General features: G+C 64.9%; 20 protein-coding genes. 13 read left to right on the top strand and 7 right to left on the bottom strand.

The window, feature by feature from the left end; genetic code table 11:
- Positions 1-104: 104 nt before the first annotated feature.
- The 3 genes from FJ936_RS22245 to FJ936_RS22235 all read right to left on the bottom strand — a co-directional run bounded on the left by FJ936_RS22245 (position 105) and on the right by FJ936_RS22235 (position 2,613).
- Complete coding sequence (locus FJ936_RS22245) at positions 105-986, bottom strand: SDR family oxidoreductase (RefSeq protein ID WP_140663315.1); 882 nt, start codon at positions 984-986, stop codon at positions 105-107.
- A gap of 123 nt (positions 987-1,109) precedes the next feature.
- Entirely contained in the window at positions 1,110-1,697 is a 588-nt protein-coding gene (locus FJ936_RS22240) for a dihydrofolate reductase family protein (protein ID WP_140663317.1), read from the bottom strand.
- Between the two features lie 37 nt (positions 1,698-1,734).
- Positions 1,735-2,613: an NmrA family NAD(P)-binding protein gene (locus tag FJ936_RS22235; protein ID WP_140663319.1), complete on the bottom strand. Its 879-nt coding sequence runs from the start codon at positions 2,611-2,613 to the stop codon at positions 1,735-1,737.
- 110 nt (positions 2,614-2,723) lie between these two features.
- On the opposite strand from FJ936_RS22235, the gene FJ936_RS22230 reads away from it, so the two are divergent.
- The 3 genes from FJ936_RS22230 to FJ936_RS22220 all read left to right on the top strand — a co-directional run bounded on the left by FJ936_RS22230 (position 2,724) and on the right by FJ936_RS22220 (position 5,145).
- A complete protein-coding gene (locus tag FJ936_RS22230) occupies positions 2,724-3,140 on the top strand; it encodes a helix-turn-helix domain-containing protein (protein WP_140663321.1) in 417 nt (138 codons plus the stop codon).
- A 160-nt stretch (positions 3,141-3,300) separates the two neighbouring features.
- On the top strand, positions 3,301-4,548 hold the full coding sequence (dinB, locus tag FJ936_RS22225; protein WP_140791310.1) for a DNA polymerase IV: 1,248 nt from the start codon (positions 3,301-3,303) through the stop codon (positions 4,546-4,548).
- Positions 4,549-4,761: 213 nt separating this feature from the next.
- Positions 4,762-5,145, top strand: coding sequence for a YkvA family protein (locus tag FJ936_RS22220; protein WP_140791308.1), 384 nt, complete (start codon positions 4,762-4,764; stop codon positions 5,143-5,145).
- Positions 5,146-5,225: 80 nt separating this feature from the next.
- Here the strand turns inward: FJ936_RS22220 and FJ936_RS22215 are convergent, their stop codons facing one another.
- A complete protein-coding gene (locus FJ936_RS22215; protein WP_140716295.1) occupies positions 5,226-5,759 on the bottom strand; it encodes a sterol desaturase family protein in 534 nt (177 codons plus the stop codon).
- Positions 5,760-5,943: 184 nt separating this feature from the next.
- On the opposite strand from FJ936_RS22215, the gene FJ936_RS22210 reads away from it, so the two are divergent.
- Complete coding sequence (locus FJ936_RS22210) at positions 5,944-6,408, top strand: NUDIX domain-containing protein (RefSeq protein WP_141906978.1); 465 nt, start codon at positions 5,944-5,946, stop codon at positions 6,406-6,408.
- 46 nt (positions 6,409-6,454) lie between these two features.
- Here the strand turns inward: FJ936_RS22210 and FJ936_RS22205 are convergent, their stop codons facing one another.
- Entirely contained in the window at positions 6,455-7,642 is a 1,188-nt protein-coding gene (locus tag FJ936_RS22205; protein ID WP_140725309.1) for a Gfo/Idh/MocA family oxidoreductase, read from the bottom strand.
- Positions 7,643-7,840: 198 nt separating this feature from the next.
- On the opposite strand from FJ936_RS22205, the gene FJ936_RS22200 reads away from it, so the two are divergent.
- From FJ936_RS22200 to FJ936_RS22160, 9 genes are all read left to right on the top strand, one after another.
- Complete coding sequence (locus FJ936_RS22200; RefSeq protein ID WP_140725306.1) at positions 7,841-8,734, top strand: MurR/RpiR family transcriptional regulator; 894 nt, start codon at positions 7,841-7,843, stop codon at positions 8,732-8,734.
- Positions 8,735-8,812: 78 nt separating this feature from the next.
- Complete coding sequence (locus tag FJ936_RS22195; RefSeq protein ID WP_140791306.1) at positions 8,813-9,595, top strand: SDR family oxidoreductase; 783 nt, start codon at positions 8,813-8,815, stop codon at positions 9,593-9,595.
- Positions 9,592-11,124 carry a mannitol dehydrogenase family protein gene (locus tag FJ936_RS22190; RefSeq protein ID WP_140791304.1) on the top strand — a complete coding sequence of 511 codons (1,533 nt, stop codon included), beginning with the start codon at positions 9,592-9,594 and terminating at the stop codon, positions 11,122-11,124. Before FJ936_RS22195 ends, FJ936_RS22190 begins: the two co-directional genes overlap by 4 nt.
- Before the next feature lie 35 nt (positions 11,125-11,159).
- Positions 11,160-12,074, top strand: a complete 915-nt coding sequence (locus FJ936_RS22185; RefSeq protein ID WP_140725298.1) for a sugar phosphate isomerase/epimerase — start codon at positions 11,160-11,162, stop codon at positions 12,072-12,074.
- A gap of 89 nt (positions 12,075-12,163) precedes the next feature.
- Complete coding sequence (locus tag FJ936_RS22180) at positions 12,164-13,198, top strand: ABC transporter substrate-binding protein (protein ID WP_015316972.1); 1,035 nt, start codon at positions 12,164-12,166, stop codon at positions 13,196-13,198.
- Positions 13,199-13,406: 208 nt separating this feature from the next.
- Positions 13,407-14,954 (top strand): sugar ABC transporter ATP-binding protein, encoded by a 1,548-nt coding sequence (locus tag FJ936_RS22175; RefSeq protein ID WP_141906977.1) that lies wholly within the window; start codon positions 13,407-13,409, stop codon positions 14,952-14,954.
- The gene (locus FJ936_RS22170) at positions 14,951-15,925 is read left to right on the top strand and encodes an ABC transporter permease (protein WP_140716309.1); all 975 of its coding nucleotides are present in this window, start codon (positions 14,951-14,953) and stop codon (positions 15,923-15,925) included. Before FJ936_RS22175 ends, FJ936_RS22170 begins: the two co-directional genes overlap by 4 nt.
- Before the next feature lie 91 nt (positions 15,926-16,016).
- The gene (locus FJ936_RS22165; RefSeq protein WP_140791300.1) at positions 16,017-17,015 is read left to right on the top strand and encodes an ABC transporter permease; all 999 of its coding nucleotides are present in this window, start codon (positions 16,017-16,019) and stop codon (positions 17,013-17,015) included.
- A gap of 60 nt (positions 17,016-17,075) precedes the next feature.
- Positions 17,076-18,050, top strand: coding sequence for a nucleoside hydrolase (locus tag FJ936_RS22160; RefSeq protein WP_140791298.1), 975 nt, complete (start codon positions 17,076-17,078; stop codon positions 18,048-18,050).
- 115 nt (positions 18,051-18,165) lie between these two features.
- Here FJ936_RS22160 and FJ936_RS22155 read toward each other — a convergent pair whose 3' ends face one another.
- Both FJ936_RS22155 and FJ936_RS22150 read right to left on the bottom strand, forming a co-directional pair.
- Positions 18,166-18,474: a DUF1236 domain-containing protein gene (locus FJ936_RS22155; RefSeq protein ID WP_015316968.1), complete on the bottom strand. Its 309-nt coding sequence runs from the start codon at positions 18,472-18,474 to the stop codon at positions 18,166-18,168.
- A 69-nt stretch (positions 18,475-18,543) separates the two neighbouring features.
- Positions 18,544-18,768, bottom strand: a complete 225-nt coding sequence (locus FJ936_RS22150; RefSeq protein ID WP_023782864.1) for a hypothetical protein — start codon at positions 18,766-18,768, stop codon at positions 18,544-18,546.
- Positions 18,769-19,201: the final 433 nt, after the last annotated feature.

Genomic DNA, 19,201 nt, shown 5'->3' with positions numbered 1-19,201 from the left:
GACCGTTTCTCCGTGGTGGCCGATCGCGGTCCGGCGCGACCTTCAGGTAAGAGACGGACGGGCAGGCAAAAAGGATACGTGCCGGCCCGCGTTTTTTCGGCGGCCTACGCCCCGCCCCGCAACATTGCCGCGTGGCGTTGGGCGAATTCGACGAACGGCGTTGCGCGCACGCCGAACATCTCGTGGGTGGCCAGATGCACCCGCGATTTCGGCCGCCGCAGGCGCTCGGTCAACTGCTCGTCCAGCGCATCGGCGAAGTCGGCGGGGACGCCGGCGGCCAGCAGGTTGCGCCGGCGGTCCTGCGGGCTGATGTCGACGTAGCGGACCGGCTTGCCGATCGCCTGCGAAATCCGCGCCGCGATGTCGCTCATCGTCAGCGCCTCGGGTCCGGTCATGTCGAGGCTCTCGCCTTCATGGCCGCCATCGCGCAGCAGCCGGACGGCGACCTTGGCGATGTCCTCGACATCGACCGGCGACAGTTCCGTGCCGCCAAGCGCCAGATAGAAGGCGCCCTCGGCGGCGATGGTCGGCGCGTCGCGCAGATAGGCCTGCATGAACTGGCTGGGGCGCAGATGCGTCCACGCCATGCCGGCTCCTTCGAGATAGCGCTCGACCTGCTCATGCATGCGCGTGAAGCGGAACTTCATCGCGTCATAGCCGATGTTGGATTCGGCACCGGAAAACTTCACCACATGCGCGACGCCGGCCTGCCTGCAGGCATCGATAAAACGGCACTGCGTCTCTACCATGTCTTGCGCGGCGGTCGAAATCATCAGCACGCGATCGACACCATCGAGGGCCGCGCCGAGCGTCTCCGCCCGGCGCATGTCGCCGTCGACCAGCTCGACGCCGGCAAGTCCGCCGAGCCCTGCCCCGGATGCCCGGTTGAGATCGCGAACCAGCGCCCTCACTTGATGCTTCTGCCGCGCGAACTCGCGCACGATTGCCTTGCCGTTCAGGCCGGTGGCGCCTGTCACCAGGATCATCTGTCTCTCCATTCAGCATTGATGCAGCCGCCCTTCCGGCGACCCACTTTGAAGACGAAGAGAAGCGGGCAAAGGATTCCGGCCAAACGTCTTTTTACCGGCGTGCGGCCTGCACGCCGGTAATCAGCCCGCTGGCGCGTAGCGGCTGACCACCATGCCGCAGGCATAAGACTTCGAGCCGAGCAGAAGCAGGTTTCGGAACCCGCCTTGGTCGAAGATGCGGCGGCCGGCGCCCAGCACGGCCGGATTGACGAACAGCTGGAACTCGTCGACCACCCCGGCCGCGATCAGCGCCGACGCAAAGCCCGCCCCGCCGAAGACGGCCATGTCGCCGCCCTCACCCGCCTTCAATGCGTTGACCTCGCGCGGCAGGTCGCCGCTTACCACCGTCGTGCGCTCCCATCGCGAGGTCTCGAGCCTGTCGCTCGGCACCACCTTGCGCGCTTCGACGATACGCTGGGCGAAGGCATAGAACGGATCGGCCGGATATTTCCGCGCCGCGTTGCCCCAATGGGTGAGGTAACCTTCCTCAGCCATCTTGCGGCTGAGCAGGATGGTGTCGATGCCGGCAAACACCGCGTTGAAATCACGCTTCAGTTCCTCGTCCCAGCCGATGTCGTCGCCCCATCCCCAAAGTTGCCAGGGGTGGTTCTCATTGGCACCGACAAAGCCGTCGACCGACATCTGCATCTGAAGGATCAGCTTTTTCATGGGGTTCTCCTCGTTTCCGGATTCCAGGCAGGAAGGATCACGCCGCGCTTTGCGCACGGGCAAAGGCTTGTGCCCAGCTCTCGAAAGTGGTCGGCGTGGCGTTGCGGATTGACGGTGTCTCAAGTGCCCAGCGTTCACCCTTGTTGAAACTCGCCGCCGTTTCGCCGAGCGCATCGGCAAAGCTCGGTGACAGGCCGTTGGCGATCATCCCGGCGCGCGCCTCAGTGAATGGAGCCGCCTTGTAAGTGACCTGCCTCCCCATCGCGCTGCCCAGGATCGCGGTGGCCTGCTCGAAGGTATAATAGCCGCCGCCATGCAATTCGATAATCCGCTCGCTTGGAAAGCGCGTGGCGTCCAGCAGCGCGGCGGCGCGCTGGCCGACATCGCTGGCGGCAATCAAAGGCATCGGCAGATCGCCACGGAACGGCGTCATGAAGATGCCGGAAGCGGCCTGCTGGACAAAGCCCATGCCCTTGGCGAAGTTCTCCATGAAGAATGAGGCGCGCAAAAACACCAGTTCGTCGAGGCCGAGCGCCGCCAGCCGGTCCTCCATCAAGGCGGCGCCGAGCGAAGTTCCCATCCTGAGATGGGCGTTGAGGCCGCTGAGCAGCACGACGCGGCGCACGCCTGACTTCGCGATCGCCGCCGCCAGCCGCGCGCCGACTTCATCCTCGAAGCCATGAAGATCTGGCGCCGTGACGTCGAACGGAATCATTACATAGGCGCTGTTGGCACCGGAAAAGGCGGAGGCGAGCGCGTCGCTATCGTCAAGCGCGACACCCAGGCTGCGCGCCACGCCGCGCACAATATGCCCCTGCCTGGTCAGGACCTGGGCGACCGCCTTGCCAACCTCGTTGGTGGCCCCGATGACCACGACGGTTCTTGGTGAGCTGATTTTCCCGACGGCCTGACTCATGACGTCCTCCTGCTGGCCAAGTTGCGGCCCAACGATTTACTTTTGGAAGCATTTGACTGATGGAAAGAACGATGTCAATAGTAAAGTGATTTAAAAATGGAACCGTAGAGATGTCGACGCGTGAAAGATCCGGCTGCCCGATCAGCCTGTCGCTGGAATTGCTCGGCGACCGCTGGACGCTGCTCATCATCCGCGACCTGGTCTTCGCCGGCAAAAAGCATTTTCGCGAGTTCCTGCAATCCGATGAAGGCATCTCCTCGCGCACATTGGCCGAGCGGCTGCAGACGCTGCAGGACGAAGGCATCCTCACCCGCTGCGACGACCCTAGCCACGGGCTGAAGGCGATCTACCGGCTGACCGAAGCCGGCATCGATCTCCTGCCGGTGCTGGCCACGCTCGGCGCTTGGGGCAGCAAGCACCGCAAATCCGACGACAAACTCGCCCGTATCGCCGACGAACTGGCGGCCGGCGGCGAGCCGGCGCTGGAACGGATGAAGGCGGCACTGCGGGCGGAGCATGTTGTCTAGGAAGTGGCGCTGCCTCCTTCCGCCCTGTGGAAAAGGAGGCACTTTACGCGCCTCGGTTACGCCCAAAGGACACCGATGCAGCAAAGACCCAATTGACAACGATCTCTGTTTGTTCACTATAGGTTCCTGTCTATCAGCAATCGCGGATGAGCGGAACAGGATGGAAACGACGGCCACCATCCTGCATGCCGATCTCGACGCCTTCTATGCCTCGGTCGAGCAACTGCTCGACCCGTCGCTGCGCGGCAAGCCGATCGCGGTTGGCGGCGGCGTGGTGCTCGCCGCCTCTTACGAAGCGCGCGCCTTTGGCGTGCGCGGCGGCATGCCGGGACGCAAGGCGCGCGAGCTTTGCCCGCAATTGATCTTCGTCGGCGGCAATTTCAGCCACTACCAGCGGCTGGGCGACGCGGCGATCAAGGTGCTCGACGATTTCACGCCGGTGGTCGAACGCATCTCCATCGACGAGGCCTTCGCCGATGTCGCCGGCTGCACGCATCTGTTCGGCTCCCCGCGGGAAATCGCGACGGCGATCCGGGGCCGTGTGCGGGCCGAACTCGGCCTGCCGATCTCGATCGGCGTGGCGCGCACCAAGCATCTGGCCAAGATCGCCTCGCAAGTCGCCAAGCCCGACGGGCTGGTGGTGGTCGAGCCCGGCACCGAGCTTGCCTTCCTGCACGATTTGCCGGTCTCGCTGATGTGGGGCGTCGGGCCGGCCACCAGGGCGCGCTTGGCCGAGATCGGCGTCGAGACCATCGGCGAGCTGGCCCGGACCCACAGCGGCGCCCTGACCCGGCTGCTAGGCCCCGCGGCCGGCGAAAAGCTCGCGGCGCTGTCGTGGAACCGCGATCCGCGCAAGCTGGAGACGAAGCGCCGGGCGCACTCGGCCGGCGCGCAATCGGCTCTCGGGCAAAAGCCGGCCGTGGCGCGAGTGATCGTGCCCACACTGCTGCATCTGGCCGATCGCGTCGCCAGCCGGCTGCGCGCCAAGAACCGCCCCGGCCGCACGGTAACCGTGCGCGTGCGCTTTGCCGATCTCAGCGCCGTCACGCGCTCGATCACGCTGGAACAGCCGATCTCGGCGACCGCCATGCTGGCCGAGATCGCAGGGGATTTGGTGCGCGGCGTGCTCGCCGAGCATCCCCGGGAGAAAACGATCTCGCTGCTGGCGATCTCGGTCTCGCACCTGGAGGAGAGCACCGAACTGCAGCTCGACCTGCCGCTCGGCCTCGCCGACGAGAAGCGCCGCCCGGGCAGCCAAAAAGGCCTCGCGCGCTTTGGCGCCGACCGCGCCATCGACAAGATCCGCCAGCGTTTCGGCAAACAGGCGGTCGGCTACGGTACGGTGGCCCTGGAAGCGGCCCGCTCGGTGCCCGACGCATTCAGGGAACTGGCGGAGAAGGAATTGTGAGCGGAGGAGCCCTCCCCGTCGCTCACGCTTTGCGGATCGATGTCCCGAACCAGGCGGCGCGGTGGTCGTCACCAGCGCCGGCTTTCAATGGGTCTTCTTCACGGCACGCCCGTTGCGCGGCGGGGTCAGTTTGCAGATCGTCGACATCGCTGCAATGATCGAGGGAAGGAGCGGAGACGCCGATGTTCGGGGCCTTCTAAAGAGAGTTGCCGGGTGACTGTCCTCGACAAGGCAAAGCAATGGGCGAGAGCCATCAAGCGCGATGTGACGGCCCTATGGCTGGCCGCCCGCGATCCTCGCGTTCCCTGGTACGCCAAACTTGCCGCCGGCATGGTCGCCGCCTACGCGCTCAGTCCTATCGATCTGATACCCGATTTCATTCCCGTACTCGGATATTTAGACGATCTGATCATCGTACCGCTTGGCATCCTGCTCGCGGTGAAGTTGATCCCCGCCGATCTGATGGCGGAGTTTCGCGCGGAGGCCATTCGCCGATCGAGGCCGACCAGCCGCGGCGGCCTCGCATTCATCGTCGGAATTTGGGTTCTGATGGCCGCCGCGCTCATCTGGTTATTCTGGCCAGATCGCTCGGCCTGATATGGATTTCAGGCTGGGCGTTTCCCGTCGCCCGGCAGACCACGAATGAAGTTGGTCGCCTGGTCGAAAGGTTCCCCACGTCAAAGCCTAGCGGTGCCGAAAATCCGGTCCCAGAATATCGACGTCACGCCGAAATTGGCGTTGTCGTCGATATGGTGGTGCACCGCGTGGCGGCGCTTGAGCGTGTAGAGATAGCTCGGATGGGCCGGATGCCAGTGATGGATCATGTGGTGGACGCTGATGTACCAGAGATAGCCCAGCATCAACCCGCAACTCACGGCGCTGGCGGTCGCGAAGTCGGAGACCATCCAGACGGGCAGGAACGCCACCAGCGCGTGCACGCCCAGGCTGAGCCAGGTGGGCGTGCCCACCGGACTGCGCTCCTCGACATGGTGACGGTCGTGCAGGTCCCGGATCCACGGGACGTGGTGCAGCACGAAGCGGTGCAGCACATATTCGATCAGCGTCCACAGGCCAAGGCAGATCAGCATCGTGCCGACCCAGTCCGGCGCGCTTTCTTCTCCGGCCTCGATCAGTCCGGCCACCCCCAATATGGCGATCACTAGGGGATAGACCACGAAGTCGCTGTAGTAGCCGATCAGACCCAGCTGCATTCGGACGCCTCACCTGATTTTCGACGCCGCCCCAGAAACGATGCTATCAGTTTGCCGGACTCGCGTATGAGGTGCAATGCGGATGCATCTGACATAGCGTCGCAATTTTCAGGTGCAAGATCGGCAGCCATGATCGCTCAGAATCGGCCGGCTTCGCACCGGTGCCGCAAACGGACATGCAAACATGGCAAAACGCAGCGCGGGTCTGCTGATCTATCGCCGGAGCGATGACGGTATCGAGGTGCTTCTGGTTCATCCCGGCGGCCCGTTCTGGGCAAAGAAGGACGATGGCGCCTGGTCGATCCCGAAGGGCCTCGTCGACGGGGGTGAGGACGAATTGACGGCGGCACGACGCGAGACCGAGGAAGAGCTCGGCATCAAGGTCGGCGGCCCTTTCGCGCGCCTCGGCGACTACAGGCAGCCGGGCGGCAAGATCGTCATGGCCTGGTCCGTCGAGACCGACATCGATGTGGCCGCCATCAAGAGCAACACCTTCACCATGGAATGGCCGCCGCGGTCGGGATCGATGAAGGAATTCCCGGAGGTCGACAGGGCCGGCTGGTTCACCTCGGCCGAAGCCGGGGTGAAGATTCTGCAGGGTCAGCGCCCGATGCTGTCGGATTTGGCAGAACAGTTGGGTATCGAATAATTGCCGACGGCAAAAGCTGCCGATCTCCCCCTCGGAGGTCGGCTGTTCATCCCGCAAACCTGGCCGCGGTCCAAGCCCCGCCTGCAGCATTCGACTCCACCGCGGCGGCGACGAACTTCACGCCGCGCGCCCCGTCGATCACGTCGGGCACTTGCGCCGCGCGGGCCGGATCCACCGCGCCGCCCGAGCGGTGGGCGCGGATGATGTCGGCGGCGTCGCGGTAGAAATTGGCGAAGGCCTCGATATAGCCCTCCGGATGCGCCGCCGGCATGCGCGACACGCGGCGGGATTCCTCCGTCGAGCCATGGCCGCCGCGCACCAGCGTGCGGGTTTCCTCGCCATATCTGGAAAAGCGCAGTTCCTCCGGCCGGCCGCCCGACCATTCGAGCCCGGCCCTGTCGCCATAGATGCGCACGGAGAGGTCGTTGTAGTGGCCGGGCGATGTCTGGCTGGCCAGGATCGTGCCGCGTGCCCCATCGGTCCAGCGCACCAGCACATGGGCATTGTCGTCGAGCCGGCGTCCGGGCACCGCGGTGAAGAGGTCGGCCGACACCGTCTCGGCCTCGCGGCCCGAAATGAAGCCTGCCAGGTTGAAGGCATGCACGCCGATATCGGCCAGCACCGCCGACTGCCCCGCCCTCGCCGGATCGGTGCGCCATTCCGCCTGCTTCTGGCCGTCGGCGTCGATCGGCCTGGTCAGCCAGTCCTGGATGTAGGCGCCATGCACCGACACGATCCGGCCAAGCTCGCCCGCCATCACCATCTCGCGCGCCTGGCGCACCATCGCGTAGCCGGTGTTGTTGAGCGTGACGACGAAGCGGCGGTTTTTCGCCCTCGCGAGTGCAACCAGTGCCTCGGCGTCGGCCAGCGTCGTCGACAGCGGCTTGTCGCAGATCACGTCGATGCCGGCCTCGAGGAAGGCGGTGGCGATCGGCGCGTGCAGATGGTTGGGCGTGACGATGACGACCGCCTCTATGCCATCCGGCCGCGCGGCCTCCGCTTTGGCCATGGCGCGGTAATCGGCATAGCTGCGCTCCGGCGCGATGCCGATCTCGGCGGCCGAGGCGGCGGCATTGTCCGGGTCGGACGACAGCGCGCCAGCAACCAGCGCGATCTGGTCGTCGAGGCGCATGGCCAGCCGGTGCACGGCGCCGATGAAGGCATTGCGGCCGCCGCCGACCATGCCGACGCACAGACGCTGGCGCGTCGATCCATCCGATGTTGCATAGACCATGTTTTCTCCTCGGGGCTGATCAATAGCGGGGTCGTCATCCCAGGGCGTAGCAAGGAGCGAAGCGACGCGCGTAGACCCAGGATCTGCGCGGCTGCTTCGCCATGGGATGACGAAATCGCCGAGCCTCGCCCTATCCTCATCGAACACCATTTCCAAAATCCATATTGTAAAACGATCGTATCGCGCTAGCCTGAATTCATGAGCGGGGCGAGAAAACCATCCGGACGATCCAGTGCCGACGAGGCAGCGACGCGCAAACGCGGCCGTTCGCTGGCGGCACTTGGCTATATACAGCCGCGAACCTATGAGGAGCTGCGCGCGGTGCTGTCTTCCGGCACCGTGCATTTTCCCAAGCGCCTGCGCCAGGTGGCGATCTTCCTGTGGCAGCACCCGAGCGAGGTGGCGCTCGGCACCATTGCCCAGGTGGCGGCACAGGCCGGCGTGCAGCCCTCGACGCTGGTTCGCTTCGCCCAGATCTTCGGCTATTCCGGCTTTTCCGATTTCCAGGGCCTGTTCAAGGACCACGTCAAGGGATCGTGGCCGGAAGGCCGCGGCGAGCAGCGCGCCGAGGCCGAGCCCAATGCCGCCACGCATTTCCTGCGCGGCATGGTTGGCGCCTCGCAGGCCTCGCTCGGCCGCATCGAAAGCGGCCTCGATATCGAAAGCTTCGAGAAGATGGTGGCGACGCTGGCCAAGGCGGACCTGATCTACGTCATCGGCTCCAAGCGCGCCTTCCCCGTCACCACCTATCTGTCGCTGACGCTTTCGCAGCAAGGCGTGCGCAATGTGCTGGTCGACAATGTCGGCTCGACTGCGCTCGATCAGGTCGGCTGCATTGGCGCACGCGACGCCGTGCTGGCGGTGTCCTTCAGCCCCTACAATTCGATCACGCCGGACCTGGTGGCCGTCGCGCATGAGCGCAAGGCGCGCATCGTCACCATCACCGACAGCACCTTCTCGCCGCTGATCCGGCTGTCGGACAGCTGGCTGGAAGTGGTGGAATCCGACTTCGCCGGCTTCCGCTCGCTGGCGGCGTCGCTGGCGGTGGGCATGGCGCTGGTCCAAGGCGTCGCGGCGCGCCGCGGCACATGAGGCGCCGCTGGTACAATTGACTATCGGGAATTGGCATTCCATATTTCAGGAAATAGAAACTTTGTTCCGGGAGGAGGAATGGAGATCAGGCTCGAAGGCAAGGTGGCGCTGGTCACCGGGTCGACGCAAGGCATCGGCCGTGCCATCGCCGAGACGCTGGCGCGCTCCGGCGCTGCCGGCCTGCTGATCACCGGGCGCGACAGCAAGCGCGGCGAGGCCGTGGCTGCGGAACTGTCGGCCATCGGTACGCCGACGCTCTTCGTCGCCGCCGACCTTGGAGACCCGGAAACTCCCGCCCTCTTGGCGCAGGCCTGCATCGGGCGTTTCGGCCGCATCGACGGCCTCGTCAACGCCGCCGGCCTGACCGACCGTGCCTCCTTCCTCGACGCCACGCCGGACGACTGGTCGGCGCTGTTTGCCGTCAACGCCCGTGCGCCCTTCTTCCTGATGCAGGCCGCGATCGCCGACATGAAGAAGCGTGGCCAGGGCGGCGCGATCGTCAACATCCTGTCGATCAACGCCCATTGCGGCTCGCCGGAACTCGCCGTCTATTCCGCCACCAAGGGTGCGCTGGCGACGCTGACCAAGAACGCCGCCAACGCCCACCGCTTCGACCGCATCCGCGTCAACGGCATCAATGTCGGCTGGACCGACACGCCGGCCGAACGCATCATGCAGGCGCAGACGCTGGGCAATGGCCCGGGATGGCTCGACGCCGCCAATGCCGCGCAGCCCTTCGGTCGGCTGCTCAAGCCGGACGATATCGCCAATCTCGCCGTGTTCCTGCTTTCCGACGCGGCCGGGCCGATGACCGGCGCGGTGATCGATCAGGAACAGTCGGTGATCGGGGCGAACCGGTGAACGCCATCGAAAGGCTCGGGCCCAGACTGCTGGAGCGGCTCCCCGCGGCCGTGCAAAAGCCGTCATACGACCGCGCGGCGCTCTCACCAGGCATGGCGCATCTGGGCGTCGGAGCCTTCCATCGCTGTCACCAGGCCGAATACACCGACGACCTGCTTTCGCGACGGTTCGACCGCTGGGGCATCGTCGGCATCAACATTCGCCCGCCCGCCCTGGCCGAGACGCTTGGCCGGCAAGACGGCCTCTACACAAGGCTGATCCGCGAGAACGATGATGTCGAGGCACGCGTCATCGGCAGCATCGTGAAGGTGGTCGACAGCCAGGACAGCGCCGCACCGGCGCTCGAGGTGCTCGTCTCCGCCGACATCGAGCTGGTGACGATGACGGTGACCGAAAAAGGCTATTGCCATGTGCCCTCGACTGGCGCGCTCGACCTCGATCATCCCGACATCGTCCACGACCTCGCCAACCCGGAAGCGCCCCGCAGCGTGCCCGGCATCCTCACGCGGGCGCTGGAGCAACGCAGGGCCACGCATGGCCGGAAGCTGACGCTGCTCTCCTGCGACAACATTCCGACCAACGGCGTCATCCTGGAAAATGTCGTGCGGAGCTTTGCCGAACGGCGCGGCAATGGCCTGGCCGACTGGATCGCGGCCAATGCCGCCTTCCCCTCGGCCATGGTCGACCGCATCGCTCCGGCGGTGACACAGGACGATCTCGACGGCGTCGAGCGACGGTTCGGCTATCGCGACGCCGCCGTCGCTGTCGGCGAACCCTTCCGGCAATGGGTGATCGAGAAAAAGTTCGCCGGCCGCATGCCGCGCTGGGACCTGGCCGGCGCGACCTTTGTCGACGACGTCACCCCGTTCGAGCATCTCAAGATGCGGGTGCTCAACGGCGCCCAGACGACACTCGCCACGCTCGGCGTACTGGCCGGCCTCGAACACACGTCGGATGCCATCGCCGACCCGCTGCTTTCGGTCTTCGTCAGGCGCATGCTGGTCGAGCAAACCCTGCCGACACTGATGCCGGTGGCTGGCATGAATCCATCTGCTTATGTCGAGCAGAGCCTTGGCCGGTTGAAGAACACCGCGATCCACCATCGCAACCACCAGATCGCCACCGATGGCTCGCAAAAAATCGTGCAGCGCCTGCTCAACCCGATCCGCGACCGCCTGAACCTGGGGGCCAGCATCGGCCTGCTGTCGGCGCCGGTCGCCGGCTGGATGGCTTATCTGATCCTGGCCTCGGCGCGCTTCGGCAAGCGCTGGCCGGTGTCGGATCCCTATGCCGGCAAGGTCGCCGCGATTGCGGACGAAACCGGCCACGATGCGCGGGCGCTGGCTTCCGCCATCCTGGCCATCGACACGATATTCGACCCGGGCCTTGCCGCGGACGAGACGTTCCGGCAGGCCGTCACGTCAGCGCTTGGCGAACTGCTTTCGGGCGATCCGATGGCGGCAGTCCGTCACAGTCTCGAACAAGATGAGGTCGCGAGGTTGAAGCGATCCAAACAATCGGCATTATAGGAATCGATCGCGGGTTCGCGGCCAGGGGAGGCATGATGAAACTTGGACTGCTCACCGCACCGTTCGCGGACACGCTGCTTGGCGAGGTCGCCGGCTGGGCAAGCTCTGTCGGCTTCGAGGCACTGGAAATCGCCTGCTGGCCGAAAACCTCCGGCGCGACCCGCCGCTATGCCGGCACCAGCCATATCGATGTCGATGGCACTTCGGCCTCGCGGGCGAAAGAAATCGTTGCATCGCTGGCGGAAAAGAACCTCACGGTCTCCGGTCTCGGTTATTACCCCAACCCGCTGCACCCGGATACCGCCCATCGCGAGGCGGTCATCGGCCACCTGAAGAAGGTCATCGTCCTGGCCGCCAACATGGGCGTTCCCCTGGTCAACACCTTCTGCGGCGGCGATGCCTCCAAGACAGTCGACGTCAACTGGCAGGACGCGCTGAAAGTCTGGCCGGAAATCGTTGCCCATGCGCGCGGCCACGGGGTAAAACTCGCCTTCGAAAACTGCCCAATGATCTTCAGCCATGATGAATGGCCGGGCGGGCACAACATCGCCTATTCGCCGCAGGTCTGGCGTCGCATTCTCGAAGCCTGGGGCGGCGATGTCGGCATGAATTTCGACCCCTCGCATCTGGTCTGGCAGATGATCGACCAGGCCCGCTTCATCCGGGAATTCGGCCCCTATATGCTGCATGTCCACGCCAAGGACCTGATGATTGATCATGATGGTTTGTACGAGCGCGGAATTCTATCGGCGGGCATAGGCTGGCAGGTGCCGCGCATGCCGGGGCTCGGCGATGTCGACTGGAGCGGCTTCTTCTCGGGCCTCTACCGCGCCGGTTATGACGGATCGGTCATCATCGAGCACGAGGACAGGCGATTTGAAGGCAGCGACGAGCAGGTGAAGCGGGGTTTTCTGCTCGCCCGCGACGTGCTGCGTCCTTTCGTCAAGTAACGGCAAAGCGAGCCACTTGACTCTGATTGTGAGTGGCGCGGCCTAACAGGTTAAAACTGAACTGAAAAACAATGTGGAGGAAGACTGAAATGAAGAACTATCTGACCATGGTCCCGCTGCTTGCCAGCGCGGCGCTGCTGGCCTCGGTGGGCGTGTCGTCCGCTGCCGGCAAATACACGATCGGCATTTCCAACACCGTGCAGGGCAATGGCTGGCGCGAGGAAATGGTTTGCGCCATGAAGGCGCAGGCGCTCGCCTCCGGCGAAGTGACCAAGCTCAACATCGCCCACCGCAACACCGATGCCGCCGGCCAGCTGGAAGACATCCGCAACCTGATCAGTGCCAAGGTCGACGCCATCGTCGTCAACCCCGCCGACCCTGCCGGCATCAAGGCCGGCCTGGAAGAAGCCACCAAGGCCGGCATCGTCGTCGTCGCCGTCGACCAGGCGGTCACCGAGCCGTCGGCCTACATCATTTCCAACAATCAGGAGCAGTATGCGTATCTCGGCGCCAAATGGCTGTTCCAGCAGATGGGCGGCAAGGGCGAGGTGTTTTACATGCGCGGCGCGGCAGGCGCTTCGGCCGATAGCGATCGCGACAAAGGCTTCAAGAAGGCACTGGCCGAATTCCCCGACGTGAAGGTGGCGCAGGAGGTCTTCACCGGCTGGCAGCAGGACCAGGCCAAGCAGCAGATGCTGTCGTTCCTGGCCACCGGCACGCCGTTCAACGGCGTGTGGACGTCGGGCATCGATAACGTCATCGTCGACGCGCTGGTCGAATCGCAGGCGCCGCTGGTGCCCGTGGTCGGCGCCGATAATGCCGGCTTCGTCGGCCAGCTGAGCTCGGTCAAGGGCCTCGTGGGTGCCGCCGTCACCAACCCCGGCTCGATCGGTGGTGCCGGCGTGACGCTGGCGCTGCAGATCCTCGACGGCAAGAAGCCGGCACAGCAGACCGTGCTGGTCGACCCGCAGCTGTGGGAGAATGCCACCGAGGAAGGCAAGGCCAAGCTGAAAGCCGCCGCCGACCCGTCGCTGAGCCCCGAATGGCCGGTCTCGATCATGATCCCCGACTGGACGACGTATACCAAGGACCAGATCGTGGCCTGCAAGGGCCCGGGCGAGTAAGCAGCGGCTTTGCTGACCATGGTCGGCGCCGCCCCTCACTGTCCTGCCGCACATCTCTCCCCGTAAAACGGGGCGAGAGAAGCTGGCCGCAACGCCGGAGGCAAGCCCCCTCTCCCCGTCTCTGTACGGGGAGAGGATGCCGGCAGGCAGGTGAGGGGCGGCGCTGACATTCGCGGTTATTAGGCATATAAATCGAGACCCAAATCATTTGACCACCGCCCCCCTCCTCGACGCGTCAGGCGTCGCCAAGAACTACGGCGCGGTCGCGGCTCTCCGCGATGCGTCGCTCTCCGTGCTGCCGGGCGAGGTGCATGCGCTGATGGGTGCCAATGGCGCCGGCAAGTCGACGCTGGTGAAGATCCTGACCGGCGCGATATCAGCCAATGCCGGACGCATCCTGATCCGTGGCGAGGCGCGCGACATACGCTCGCCGGCCGCCGCGCGCCGGGCCGGGCTGCTGCCTGTCTACCAGGAGCCGTTGCTGATCCCCGATCTCGATGTGCTGTCCAATCTGCGGCTGACCGGCACGCCGGTCGAGCCGTTCCGCGCCTGGGTACGCGAACTCGGCATACCTGACCTCGACCTGCGCGACACCGCGCGCGACATCCCGCTCGCCATCCTGCGCGTGCTCGACCTGGCCCGCGCGCTGGCCGTCGAGCCCGACGTGCTGCTGCTCGACGAGATGACGGCCGCACTCCCCGCCAACCTTGCCGAAAAGGTGCTGGAAGTGGTGCGCCGGCAGGGCGACGCCGGCCGCGCCGTGATCTTCATCTCCCACCGCTTCGTCGAAATCTCGGCCCTTTGCGACCGCGCCACGGTGCTGCGCGACGGCGCGACTGTCGGCGTCGTCGACATCGTGCCGGGCGTCGAGGAAAAGATCGTCGAGCTGATGCTCGGCACTCGCATTGTCAAGACCCATGTCGCCGCCCGCGGCGCCAGCGAAGAGGCCCGCCCCCCTGCTCGCCCGCGCATCGCCGTGCGAAACCTGCGCGTCGGGACCAAGCTCAGCGATGTCTCCTTCGATCTCCGCGATGGCGAGGTGGCCGGCGTCGTGGCGCTGGAAGGCCAGGGCCAGGACGAACTGTTCGCCGCCCTTGCCGGCTCGATCAAACCATCGGGCGGCACGATCGAGGTCGACGGCAGCCCGGTGAAATTCGCCCACCCGATCGATGCCATCCGATCGGGGATCGCCTATGTGCCGGGCGACCGTTCCGAGGCGCTCGCCATGCAGCGCTCGGTCCGCGAGAACATTGCGCTCCCCTTCAGTGCCGCCTTGCGCAACTGGGGGCCTATTCGTATGCGCAAGGAGCGCGCCACCGTGGCGAGCGCCATCCAGCGCCTGCAGATCGACACCCGCGCTCAAGGCGAGGTGCAGCGCCTGTCCGGCGGCAACCAGCAAAAGGTCACCATCGCCCGCTGGATCGCGGCCGACGCGCGCACCATCCTGTGTTTCGACCCGACGCGCGGCATCGATGTGGGCACCAAGCAGGAGATCTATCGTCTGCTGCGCGAGCTCGCCGGCAACGGCAAGTCGGTTCTGTTCTACACCTCCGAACTGGAAGAAGTGCAGCGCGTCTGCGACCGCGTCATCGTCATCTTCGGCGGCCGCCTGGTCGATATTTTCCCGGTCGAGGAGGCCGACGAGCCGACACTGATGCGCGCCGCCTACGGCCTGCCGCGCGGCGTCAAGGCGGATATCGGTATTTTGGCCGCACCCACGGCGAATGCTTCCGATGCGCCGGAGGCAACGCCATGAGCCATTTCCTGCGCCGGCAAGGCTGGGTAACAGGCCTGTTCGCCCTCCTCGTCATCCTGTTCATCGCCACCAAGATCATCCAGCCAGGCTATGGCAGCGGCGATTTCGGCTCGCTGGCGCGGGCCGTACTGCCCTACGCCTTTGCCGTCGCCGCGCAGACGGTCGTCGTCATCGCCGGCGGCATCGATCTCTCGGTCGCAGCCATGATGGCGTTGACCAGCGTCACCGCCGCCTCGATGATGGCGGGCGCGAGCGAGGAATACGCGCTGTTCGTGGTGCCTTTCGTGCTCGCCATGGGGTTCGTGCTCGGCGCGCTCAACGGCCTGCTCATCGTCGTTACCCGCGTGCCGGACATCGTCGTCACGCTCGCCATGCTGTTCGTGCTGCAAGGCGCGGCCCTTCTGGTGCTCGGCGCCCCGGGCGGCGCGGCGGCCGAATGGCTGAAGGCGCTGATCTCGGGCACTGTGCCGATACCGGGCCTGCCCGACGCCGTCGACGCGTGGCTGCCCAAGGCGCTGCTGGTGCTGATCGTCTGCCTCTGCATCATCTGGATACCGCTTCGGCGGTCGCGCCTCGGCCTTTCCATCTACGCCATCGGCTCCAGCGAACTGGCGGCGTTCCGCAGCGGCGTGCCTGTCGCCCGCACCAGGGTCATCGCCTACGCGCTGTCAGGCCTGTTCGCGGCCATGGGCGGGTTGGCGCTGACCATGAGCACAGGCATCGGCGCGCCGATCCCCGGCCCCTATCTCCTGGCCAGCGTCGCCGCGGTCGTGCTGGGCGGCGTGGCGCTCGGCGGCGGCAAGGGCGGCCTGCTCGGCCCCATCGTCGCCGTCTTCGTGCTGCGGCTGGTGCGCACGGATCTCACCTTGCTCGCCATCGACCCCAACGTCACCGCCATCATCGAAGGCTTGATCATGGTCGCCGTGGTGATGTTCGGCGCCTTCATCACGATGCGAGGGCGGCAATCATGAAATTCACCCGCAGCGCTGTACGGCGCCGTAGAGCACCATCCTTCCAGAACACCACCACCAAGCCCCCCTCCTCGCGAGCAGGAGCCACCCCATGAGCACCACCGCGATCACGCCCGCGCCGGTCCCCTTCGGCCGCCGCATAAAACGCTTCATGGCCGACCGGCCTCTCATCCCGCTGATCATCCTGCTGGTCATCCTGGTGGTGATCCTGCAGATCCTGCGCCCCGGCATCGTCAACGAGCGCTGGATCGCCAACACCATCAAATTCGCCATTCCGCTGGCGATCCTCGCCGGCTGCCAGACCATGACCATGCTGACCGGCGGCATCGACCTTTCGGTCGGCACGGTGGCGACGATGAGCGCCTTCATCATGGCAACGCAGATCGTCAGCCAGGACCCGGCGGTGGCCTTCCTCCTGGCGATGATGCCGGCGGTGCTGATCGGGCTCGTCAATGGCATCGGCGTCGGTGTCTTCCGCGTCCACCCGCTGATCATGACGCTGGGCACCAGCCTGATCGGCACCGGCTGCCTGCAGGTCTACCAGCGCACGGTGATCGCGTCCGGTGCCAAGATCCCCGACTTTCTCGCCTGGCTGGGGACCGGCGTCACCCCCGTACTCGGCTTTGCCTTCCCCAACGCGCTGCTGCTGTTCGTTCCGTTGGCGGCTCTCATCGTCTTCACGCTCGCCCGCACCGGCTTCGGCCGCCTGCTCTACGCCGTCGGCGATAATGAGCGCGCGACGCGCCTGTCGGGCGTGCAATACTGGCAGGTCATCACGGCGCTCTACGTCACCTCCAGCGTGCTCGCCGGCATCACCGGCTTGCTCTATATCGGCCTGATCAAGGCGCCATCGCTGTCGCTCGCCGAACCGCTGGTGCTGCCATCGGTCGCCGCCGCCGTCATCGGCGGCACTTCCATCTTCGGCGGTCGCGGCGGCTACACCGGCACCATCATCGGCGCCCTGATCCTGACGGTGCTGACGACGCTGCTGACTATTTTGCAGATGCCGGAGGGTGCGAGGCGGATCCTGTTCGGGTTGATCGTCCTGTTCGTGACGGCGGCTTATCTGCGCATTGTCGAGGACAAGTAGGCGCGGGCCGACTATTGGCACGGGGCAGCCACAGGCTCCGCCGACAAGGGAGACGAAATCATGGAAAAAATCATCCTGGACTGCGATCCTGGGCACGACGACGCCATCGCCATCCTGCTTGCGGCGGGAAACCCGAATATCGACCTTCTCGGCATCACGACGGTTTCGGGAAACCACAATGTCGAGAACACCACGCGCAATGCTCTGGCCGTATGCACGGCCTACGGCATCAAGGTGCCGGTGGCGAAGGGCTCACCCGGCCCGCTCATCGGCGAGCAGGTGCTGGCCATCGAAATCCATGGCGATACCGGGCTCGACGGCCCCGTCCTGCCGCCCGCCTCGTTCGAACTCGACAAGCGGCATGCCGTCGACTTCATCATCGACACGGTCATGGCACACGAGCCGAAAACCATTACGCTGGTGCCGGTCGGTCCCTACACCAACATCGCGCTCGCCATTCGCAAGGACCCACGCATCATCGGGCGGGTGAAGGGCGTCGTCGCGATGGGCGGAGCCTACACGCGCGGCAACATCACGCCAGCGGCGGAGTTCAATGTCTATGGCGACCCGGAGGCCGCCGACGTGGTGTTCCGCGCCGATTGGGATGTCACCATGGTCGGCCTCGACCTCACGCACCAGGCGCTGGCCACTCCGGACCTGCAAAACAGGGTGCGCGCCGTCGGCGGCCCGATCGCCAAGTTCATCCTGGATATCTGGGAGTTCATAGCGACCACGCATGGCGGCCTCCTGCAGATCGAGTATCCAGCCGTCCACGACGCGTGCTGCGTCGCGGCCATGATCGACCCGACCGTCTTCACCACCGAGAAGGCCGATATCCGCGTCGAAATCGCCGGGCGGTGGACCAAGGGCATGACGGTGTGCAATTTCGAGAAGATGGGCGGGATGCACCATTTTGGCGGCACTGCGAGCGAGCAGGTCGACTTCCGCCATACCGTGGCGATGAAACTTGACCATCCGAAATTCTGCGGCCTGATCGTCGATGCGCTGGAGCGGTTAACCCAGGCCAAGGCCTGACGGGTGAAGGTTTCGGCGATGTTCACAGGGATTAAGTGGCTCCGTATAGAAAGCCCGCCGCGCCATTTTTGCGGCACGGCGGGCCGCCCCCGTTGGCCAGGGCGAACTACCGGCATCACTCGATGATCTGCACGACCCTGCGTGTATCGGGGTCAACCAGAACCGCATGATCGCCGACAACAGTGTATTTGTATCTGACGTCGGGGACGTCGATTGTATGAAGCTCGACGGTGTCAGGGAGAGCGGAGCCGACGTTGAGTTCGACGCCGAGCAGGCTGACTGACGCGAGTTTTTGCTTATGGATGTATTCGCGGACGACCGTCTGCTGCTCAGGCTTGAGAATTACGACGTCTCCCGCGAAGGAAGCACCAATTCCAGCCATAAGCGCGAGGGCCGCGACAGCGCCGACAAGATATCTTTTCATGACAAGTCCTTTTGTGAACTAAGAAACATTTTCAGAGGCCAGAATTATTCTGGCCTCTGCCGCAGCCAATCAGCCACCATTGGCAGGTGCCGCGGGCTTCGCGGGCGCTGAAGTGGCCGGAGCTTCCACCTTTGGCGCCTCAACCTTCACGTTGATGTCCTTCCCGCCGCCGCCACCAATGTTGATGACACCGGTAAATATCAGCAGGACAACGATGGCGATTATCGCAAGAACAATAGCGACCGCAGTGCCGCCACCACCTCCAGAATTAACAACAGTTGGACCGTCAGCCATGACTTTCTCCTCTCCTATTCTTTGAGTTGTCACCGGTCACCAACGGCTCCCGCTGCATTGCGTTCCCGGGCAAGGCTTAGGTCTAAGAATTGGCAAGACTGAAGTCGTATGCGGCAACCCATTTCTTGCCGATACGTTGGGTTTCGCGCCGGAGCAACGCAGCCAATCATCCATCATCGCGGAATCCAGCTCGACCGCCGGATATTCTGAGAGCGAGGCAAGCAGTGACATCAGCCCAGAGACCGAGCATCCACGACGACAATCGCCCCGCAAATGACAATGATGTTCAGGCCCCGGAAATCCCGTCGGGCCCGCCCGTCTGTCTGAGTGAGGACGCCAACATGGTCGATCTTGTCAGGCGAACCGAGCGCTTGGCCATCGCCGTTGTCGTGGGAATGGCGATCTGCCTGACGCTTATCCCGGCGATCTATGT

The sequence above is a fragment of the Mesorhizobium sp. B2-4-13 genome (assembly GCF_006658535.1).
Taxonomy (GTDB): domain Bacteria; phylum Pseudomonadota; class Alphaproteobacteria; order Rhizobiales; family Rhizobiaceae; genus Mesorhizobium; species Mesorhizobium australicum.
Note: the sequence above shows the minus strand (reverse complement) of the source record. Positions and strands in the feature narration are given on the sequence as shown.

Coding starts and splice junctions, on each gene's coding strand:
- FJ936_RS22210 (WP_141906978.1), top strand. CDS start 5,944: ATGGCAAAACGCAGCGCGGGTCTGCTGATCTATCGCCGGAGCGATGAC.
- FJ936_RS22165 (WP_140791300.1), top strand. CDS start 16,017: ATGAGCACCACCGCGATCACGCCCGCGCCGGTCCCCTTCGGCCGCCGC.
- FJ936_RS22215 (WP_140716295.1), bottom strand. CDS start 5,759: ATGCAGCTGGGTCTGATCGGCTACTACAGCGACTTCGTGGTCTATCCC.
- FJ936_RS22240 (WP_140663317.1), bottom strand. CDS start 1,697: ATGAAAAAGCTGATCCTTCAGATGCAGATGTCGGTCGACGGCTTTGTC.
- FJ936_RS22185 (WP_140725298.1), top strand. CDS start 11,160: ATGAAACTTGGACTGCTCACCGCACCGTTCGCGGACACGCTGCTTGGC.
- FJ936_RS22160 (WP_140791298.1), top strand. CDS start 17,076: ATGGAAAAAATCATCCTGGACTGCGATCCTGGGCACGACGACGCCATC.
- FJ936_RS22245 (WP_140663315.1), bottom strand. CDS start 986: ATGATCCTGGTGACAGGCGCCACCGGCCTGAACGGCAAGGCAATCGTG.
- FJ936_RS22195 (WP_140791306.1), top strand. CDS start 8,813: ATGGAGATCAGGCTCGAAGGCAAGGTGGCGCTGGTCACCGGGTCGACG.
- FJ936_RS22200 (WP_140725306.1), top strand. CDS start 7,841: ATGAGCGGGGCGAGAAAACCATCCGGACGATCCAGTGCCGACGAGGCA.
- dinB (WP_140791310.1), top strand. CDS start 3,301: ATGGAAACGACGGCCACCATCCTGCATGCCGATCTCGACGCCTTCTAT.
- FJ936_RS22205 (WP_140725309.1), bottom strand. CDS start 7,642: ATGGTCTATGCAACATCGGATGGATCGACGCGCCAGCGTCTGTGCGTC.
- FJ936_RS22170 (WP_140716309.1), top strand. CDS start 14,951: ATGAGCCATTTCCTGCGCCGGCAAGGCTGGGTAACAGGCCTGTTCGCC.
- FJ936_RS22155 (WP_015316968.1), bottom strand. CDS start 18,474: ATGAAAAGATATCTTGTCGGCGCTGTCGCGGCCCTCGCGCTTATGGCT.
- FJ936_RS22230 (WP_140663321.1), top strand. CDS start 2,724: ATGTCGACGCGTGAAAGATCCGGCTGCCCGATCAGCCTGTCGCTGGAA.
- FJ936_RS22180 (WP_015316972.1), top strand. CDS start 12,164: ATGAAGAACTATCTGACCATGGTCCCGCTGCTTGCCAGCGCGGCGCTG.
- FJ936_RS22235 (WP_140663319.1), bottom strand. CDS start 2,613: ATGAGTCAGGCCGTCGGGAAAATCAGCTCACCAAGAACCGTCGTGGTC.
- FJ936_RS22150 (WP_023782864.1), bottom strand. CDS start 18,768: ATGGCTGACGGTCCAACTGTTGTTAATTCTGGAGGTGGTGGCGGCACT.